The following is a 6,867-nucleotide window of genomic DNA, read 5'->3' on the forward strand; positions in this document are numbered from 1 at the left end:
GGCCATCAGGCAGCTGCAGCCTGAGGAATACTCAGAGGTGAACCTGGATCCCCCACTTTGTTGCCCTGGGGCTGGTTTTCACTTTCTCAGGAGGCCCTACTTGGGCTTGAATGATAGAGTGTCGCAACTCGTAATATCGACTGGATTATGCATGTGTGGTGGTATGCCGAACGCTCAAGATCAGAAGCGGGCAGAGGCTTCGGCATTGGCAGCTCCCCCTGCACCCGTCTTCTGCATCTTGATGTTCGACGGGCACTCCATGGCATTACACCTATAAGGTTAGTTCAAAGAACTCAATCTCATCTTCAAAGAGCCTATGGAAGCAAACGGCGTTCCCATCCTGAGATACTACTATCCCTATTGAACCTGACAACGAGGAAATAGCACTAGCCATGGAGTTATGACGATTACCTCTTGAGCCGAGAAATCTCGCCAACTCTACGGGAAAGGCCGTCATATCACTACGGCTATTAAGCTTCGCATTAAATGCTTCCAAGCCAAAAAGTGTGTTAAGTACAACTGCTCCATCAGCGTTGGCAAGGTTCGCTATCCTCTGACATTGCTTTGTGAGATCAATATACGAGTTTGTGAGCTGAGGATAGACAATCTGTTTCACCCAAAAAGGGAAGTCGTCCGGGGTGGTTGGGAGCACACCATTGGGATAGATCCACTTTCCTTGTAATGCCAGAGTGTAGATCGAGTTAAGAGCAAGGACTCTATGAATTGCCTCACTCAGCTCAAACCTAATTTCTGAATACAAGCGCTTATCCCGAAAGAGACTATCCTGTTGCAACGGCGATGGAAGGAGCATGAAAGCACCACCATGATCAGCCCTTTGAATTTCTCTGACAATTACATGAACGACTCCACTAAGCAATTCCGGGCAATAGTCCTTAGTTATATTAATGTAGTCACTCTTGTGCAACTCCCACAACTCGGCATCAACCTCTGGATTACCATAGAGGCCATAAGCCAAGACCTGAACTTGTTTACTCGGGGTTGAAACCTTGTCAACAAATGCCAAGGCTATATCTTCCCATAGCTTATTGGCTTGACTGCGGTTTGAATGTTTTAGCGTGCCTTTGTCATAAATAATCTTCACATCGCCAATCTCAAGACAAATCACTCCTGGTCCATTTGCTGACACGACAATAGGCCGAGGATACATAAAAGAAGGGAGAAGCTCAGCCTGAGGCCGAGCAGCAGTACCCACAATCATCAAAGTGTTACCGTACTTGACGCCTCCTTCTACAATAAAGCAGTCATCGTCTCCAGAAAGAGCAGGGCTTATAGACTGAAGATACCTCGCCTCCAAAGGTATGGGGGGATCAAATCTATGCAAATGAGTCGTTTTTACAACTTCATCTTCTATCGCTATCGCAAATCTGAGTTGACGTCCTTCATTCAGATGCAAGCTTGAGATAAATGAAATGATAAGAACGTCTTTCAACATCTCTCGCCTTCCTGAATAGGACGCATCGTTTAGCAATGCGACAACACTTTCATCATTTAGTATTGAGGCCGGACTTAGCTCCTCCATAATGTGAGTCAGAAATCCTTATCAGCTTAGAGGTGTGGATAGACACTAGCCAGCCCGTGTGATCCGCCGAACGCTGGCCATCACCTGGCCGCAGTGAGTAGGGGGGCCCGCAAGAAATATTTGGAGGCGGCTCAGGTGAATGGCATTGTTAGTCTGTCTCAGGTCTCTCCTCGGGACCATCTTTCACTACGCCTTCCGACTCCCTGAGTAACTCAAAACATTCACTTCTCAGCTTCGGGACATCATTGAGAGCGGTTTCATATACAGTCTCGTAATCAACTGAAGCATAGTTGTGAGTGAGTATGTTGCGAAACCCAATTGCCTTCCGGCCGTCTGATAAGCGCTTGAACCGATCAGGCCAGAATTTAGCCAGCATCGAGGCTGCTTCGCCAATTAAAATGAACTCGCGTTCTACTGCAGAGCGCTTTTCGCGCGTCGCGACATACGTCTCTATAGAGATGTCAACAAGAATTGAAGAAATTGAATTGCAGGCATCGATGATGTCGCAGAGGTAGGCAGATATATCACGCGCCATAGATCTTCCTCTTGGTCCTCTCAATCTCACGAGCGATTATCGCATTGCGAACAGCCCCACTCATGACGAGATCTACTTTGGTGCCGAGTACGCTTTGTAACTCGTCAAGCATCTCGAAGTAAGCATGGAACTTTGCGTGACCACCAATGGGGGCAAATTCGACGAGAAGATCCACATCGCTATGGCCTGGTCGAAAGTCATCCCTAATTGCTGATCCAAAGACAAACAGCCGCTGAACGCTGTACTTGCGGCACAGCTCGGCGATGGCTTCTTTGTTATTCTCGAGTAGACTCGTCATGATTCACCTCTTCAGGCATTCTAGCTCGCACAACTGGTTTGAGATATTCCGAGCATACTGAGCTCGGCGCGTGGGGTCAGACTAACGCTGCCCCTGAGTGGCAGGCAAGAAGCAAAGGCTATCGAAGCAGGCTCGACGGAGGCCTGTCCACTCCAGGGGCTTGTTCGAAGGTGTCGCCTCCTAACAGGTAGCGCGGGCTGGCCTCCACCTCTCCATTAAAACTCCTGTCATCTCGGCCGTAAGGAATTTCTTGAGAACTTGAGGGACTGCATGAGAGACAACTCATGGAGAATCGATGGGCAAGAGGTAGGCACGGGTGAAAGGGAACGAAAAACGGCAGCGGATCTTGCTTTCACGCTGATTCAGTTCATCCGCACCTCTAACTTTTTGATCGTGCCATCGAAGCGGAAGGGCCGGCGCTCGAAATAGTCGAGGGATACTGTCGAGCCTAGATCAACGCCCACATCAAACGTTTCGCTGGCGGAGAAGGCAGCGGGCACGGTGCGCTTCACCGTGGTGCGCGCCACCTCTTGGCCATCCACCTTCAGCACCACTTCGGCTGGCGACAGCGGCTGGGCCGTGGCCAGGGTTGTGGTGGCCTCAATGCGATGTCTACCGGCGGGGATCGTGCGTTGCGAGCGGGCGATGGTGCGCTCGATGATCATCATGTTGTACTCATAGACGAGCTGGCCCTTGTCCATGTAGAGGCTGAGGCCGCCGCCCGATCCCCCCAGGGCGTACAACACACCGGAGGCCTTCTCTCCGAGCTCCGCCTCAATGTTGACGGTATTGCTTTCGCGGCCGAGCCCGGGGGCCGTGAACTCCGGCATGCGCGTGGTGGTGGCATCGAACTGCCAGCTCCTGTAGGGCGACCTGATGCGATCTTCAGGGTGCAGCCGCAGCCAGATGCCTGCACCCAGCGGATAGACCTTGTTGGCCACGGCCTGCTGATCGAATCTCTTCTGTAGCTGGGCCAGCGTCTTAGGTTCGCGGGCGGCGAGATCCTCCGCTTCGGAGAAGTCTTTGTTGAGGTTGTAGAGCTCCCACTTGTCTTTGGCCGAATCCCAGGCCGCCAGGCCGGGCGCGCCAGGCAGCCAGGGAACCAGGGGGCCGAAGGTGGCGGCCAGCCAACCGTCCTGGAAGATGGCGCGACTGCCGTTGTTGTCGAAGTACTGAACCTTCTTGCGCGTTGGCGCTTTGGCGTTGGCGAAGGTGTACGCCAGGCTCACGCCATCGATCGGATCCTGCCTGAATCCGTCCACCATGGAGGGCGGCTTGATGCCGAGGATCTCGTAAATCGTCGGCGCGATGTCGTTGACGTGGTGGAACTGGGTCCGGGGGGTCTGATCGGGTTTGATCCCTTTGGGCCAGGAGATCACCATGGGATTGCGGGTGCCGCCGAAATGGGAGGCGATCAACTTCGTGTACTGGAACGGCGTATTGCCGGCCCAGGCCCATCCAGCGTGGTACATGCTGTCGGTCTTGGGACCCCCCAGCACGTCAAGGCCGCCCATCGTCTCCAGGGCTGCCAGCTGCTGCTCGACGGTATTGGGGATACCGTTCTGGGCCAGCAACTCGCTGATCGTGCCGCTCTGCCCTTCGGCGCTGGCACCGTTATCGCCGAAGATGTAGATCACGATCGTGTTGTCCCGCACCCCTAGGCGCTCCAGCTCATCGATCACCTTCCCCACCTGGGCATCCACGTGCTCAACGAAGCCGGCATAGATCTCCATCAGCCGTAGTTGGAACGGGCGCTGGGCCGCCGGAATGCTGTCCCAGGAGGGCATGGACGCGGTCCGGGGAGTGAGCTTGGTGTCAGCGGGAATCCAGCCGAGTTGCTTTTGGCGCGCGAACACCCGCTCGCGGTAGGCATCCCAGCCGGTATCGAACTTGCCTTTGTACTTCTCTGACCACTCCTTGCCGACCTGGTGGGGTCCATGGGCCGCCCCGGGCGCCCAGTACAGGAAGAAGGGCTTGTCGGGTGAGAAGGCACGGTGCTTGCGCAGCCAGTCGATGCTGCGTTGGGCCATGTCCTCACTCAGGTGGTAAGTCTTGTCGTGGGGTGGCTCCACCACGGTGGTGTTCTCCACCAGGCGGGGCTCCCATTGGGAGGTTTCACCAGCGAGGAAGCCGTAGAAGTAATCAAAGCCGTGGCCCGTCGGCCAGCGATCAAACGGCCCCATGGCGGTGGTCTGGTCGGCCGGCGTGTTGTGCCACTTGCCGAAGGCCGCCGTCTTGTATCCGTAGTGATGGAGCACTTCGGCCATGGTGGCCGAGGTCTTCGGGATCACGCCGGTGTAGCCGTCCCAGTCAACGGCCCGTTCGGCGATCGTGCCGTTGCCAACCCGCTGATGATTGCGGCCCGTGAGCAACGCCGCCCGGGTGGGGGAGCAGATCGACGTGGTGTGGAAGGTGTTGTAGCTCAGGCCCTGGCTTGCCAGCTTGCTGAGGGTGGGCGTGTTGATCTCGCCGCCGAAAGTAGAGGCCTGGCCGAAACCGACGTCGTCCAGCAGGACGATCAGCACGTTCGGTGCATCAGCTTTCAGGTGCTGCGGCTGGGCGCGGCGCCGGTGTACCGAGTCCTGCAGCCTGGGCTTGGCGATGCTGGCGCTGGGCACTGGCGGGAAGGGCAACACCGAGCCGTCTGAGGGAGTGGCGGCTGGGGTCGCTTCCTTGCTGGGACGGGCCCAGGCCCCAGAGATCACGCCACTGCTGATCAGAAGGCACAGCACCACCGCCAAGCTTCTCAATGGATGCTTCATGGCTTGGGGAGCACCGGTTTCTGTTGCGGCAGACCGCCGTCGTCGATGTCGAAGTCAGGGTCGAGGATCGTCTTGCCCTGGGCGCCAAGGTAGTTGGGCTGGGCCTTCAGCCACTCGCTCATCTTCTGCTGCTTGGCATAGGCAAGCAGGCGGGCTTCGAGATCGCGCACCACCTCGGGGTTCTGCTCGGCCACGTTGCTTTTCTCGCCCGGGTCGGCCTGGAGGTCGAACAGCTCGGTCTTGCCGGGCAGCAGGGCGATCTTCACCAGCTTCCACTGGCCCTTGATGATCGCGCCGCGGAAGGCTTCGACATTGATCAGGATGTCGTCGTGGGGCGAGGGCTTGCCTTCGGAGAGCATCGGCAGGATGTTCTTGCCATCGAAGGGCTTGCTGGCAGGATTCGGCACCGCGCCGGCCAGGGCCAGGGCGGTGGGCATGACATCCACCATGTGCAGCGGCTCACTGATCACGGATGGCTTCAAGGTGCCCGGCCAGTTGAAGATGGTGGGGACGCGCACGCCACCTTCATAGAGGCTGCCTTTGCCGCCCCGAAGGTTGCCGTTGTTTGCCGGCAGGGAGCTCTGGACCACGCCGCTTTCGGTGCGCTCTTCGGGGGAATGGGCCCCGCTGGCCACCACGGCGCTGCGGGGGCCACCGTTGTCGCTGGAGAAGATGATCAGGGTGTTCTCGCGCAGGCCCCGCTTGTCGAGGGCGGCGACGATGCGTCCAACCTGGTCGTCCACCGAGGTGACCATGGCGGCATAGGTGCGGCGGGTCGGGTCCTTGATGCTGGCGGCGTAGCGCTCGATGTCGGCCTTCTGGGCCTGATAGGGGGCATGGGGCGCCAGGGAGGCGAAGTAGAGGAAGAACGGCTTGGTCTTGTCCTGCCTCTCGATCTGTTTCACCGCCTCGTCGCCGATCAGCGGCAGGTAGTACGTCTTTTCCTGAAGGAACTTGCCGCCGCGCTGCCAGTCGACAATGCCGCCGCGCATCTTGGTGAAGTAGTCAACCTCGCCGACGAGGTTGCCGTAGAAGTGATCGAAGCCCCGGTTCTGCGGCCAGTATTTCTTGTCGGCATGGCCCAGGTGCCATTTACCCACCATGGAGGTCTGGTAGCCCGCCTCCCTCAGTGCCTGGGGCAGGGTGCGCTCATCGGTCGGCAGGCCGTAGGTGTGATTGGGGAAGATCACCAGGGTCTGCAGGCCGTAGCGCATCGGATAGCGGCCCGTCATCAGGGCAGCGCGGGATGGCGTACAGACGGGCATGCCGTGGAAGGATTCGAGCCGTACACCCTCACGGGCGAGCTTGTCGATGTTCGGTGTTCGGATGTCGCTGCCCCGGTAGCCGAGATCGGCATTGCCGAGGTCGTCGGCCATGATGAAAATGATGTTCGGCCGCGCCGCCATGCTGGTCGAGAAAGCTGCCGGGCGGTTGGCCTCCAGCGCAAAGGCGGGCACCAGGGCGAACCAGACCAGGCAGGCCAAGCAGGTGAGGCAGGCCAGGGACAGCAGCTTTAGTTTGTGAATGGGCTTCATCCTTGGCGTCCCCCGATTCGACGACGGGCTGTTCACAGCCCAAGCCACTGGGGCGCCAAGGCATGCAAAAACCTAGATTGCTGTTGGCTCGATGGCCACTTAGGGCTTCCTGAAAAAGGGCAGAGCGGCTGCAACGCAATGGATCTGAGCAGTTTTAGAAGGTAGAATGTGCGCAATTCGGCTCGATATCGCCGAAA

At 57.6% G+C, this 6,867-nt stretch carries 5 protein-coding genes; all 5 read right to left on the bottom strand.

What is annotated here, in order from left to right; genetic code table 11:
* Positions 1–271: 271 nt before the first annotated feature.
* The gene (locus CJZ82_RS18160; RefSeq protein WP_143593758.1) at positions 272–1,453 is read right to left on the bottom strand and encodes a hypothetical protein; all 1,182 of its coding nucleotides are present in this window, start codon (positions 1,451–1,453) and stop codon (positions 272–274) included.
* A 235-nt stretch (positions 1,454–1,688) separates the two neighbouring features.
* Complete coding sequence (locus CJZ82_RS19700) at positions 1,689–2,075, bottom strand: HepT-like ribonuclease domain-containing protein (protein WP_094556943.1); 387 nt, start codon at positions 2,073–2,075, stop codon at positions 1,689–1,691.
* Positions 2,065–2,373, bottom strand: a complete 309-nt coding sequence (locus CJZ82_RS17110) for a nucleotidyltransferase family protein (protein ID WP_094556944.1) — start codon at positions 2,371–2,373, stop codon at positions 2,065–2,067. Before CJZ82_RS17110 ends, CJZ82_RS19700 begins: the two co-directional genes overlap by 11 nt.
* A gap of 362 nt (positions 2,374–2,735) precedes the next feature.
* Positions 2,736–5,135, bottom strand: a complete 2,400-nt coding sequence (locus CJZ82_RS17115; protein WP_094556945.1) for an arylsulfatase — start codon at positions 5,133–5,135, stop codon at positions 2,736–2,738.
* Entirely contained in the window at positions 5,132–6,670 is a 1,539-nt protein-coding gene (locus CJZ82_RS17120; RefSeq protein ID WP_198949830.1) for an arylsulfatase, read from the bottom strand. Before CJZ82_RS17120 ends, CJZ82_RS17115 begins: the two co-directional genes overlap by 4 nt.
* Between the last annotated feature and the right edge of the window lie 197 nt (positions 6,671–6,867).

This window comes from Synechococcus sp. 1G10 (assembly GCF_002252625.1).
In the GTDB taxonomy this organism is placed as follows: Bacteria; Cyanobacteriota; Cyanobacteriia; order PCC-6307; family Cyanobiaceae; genus Regnicoccus_A.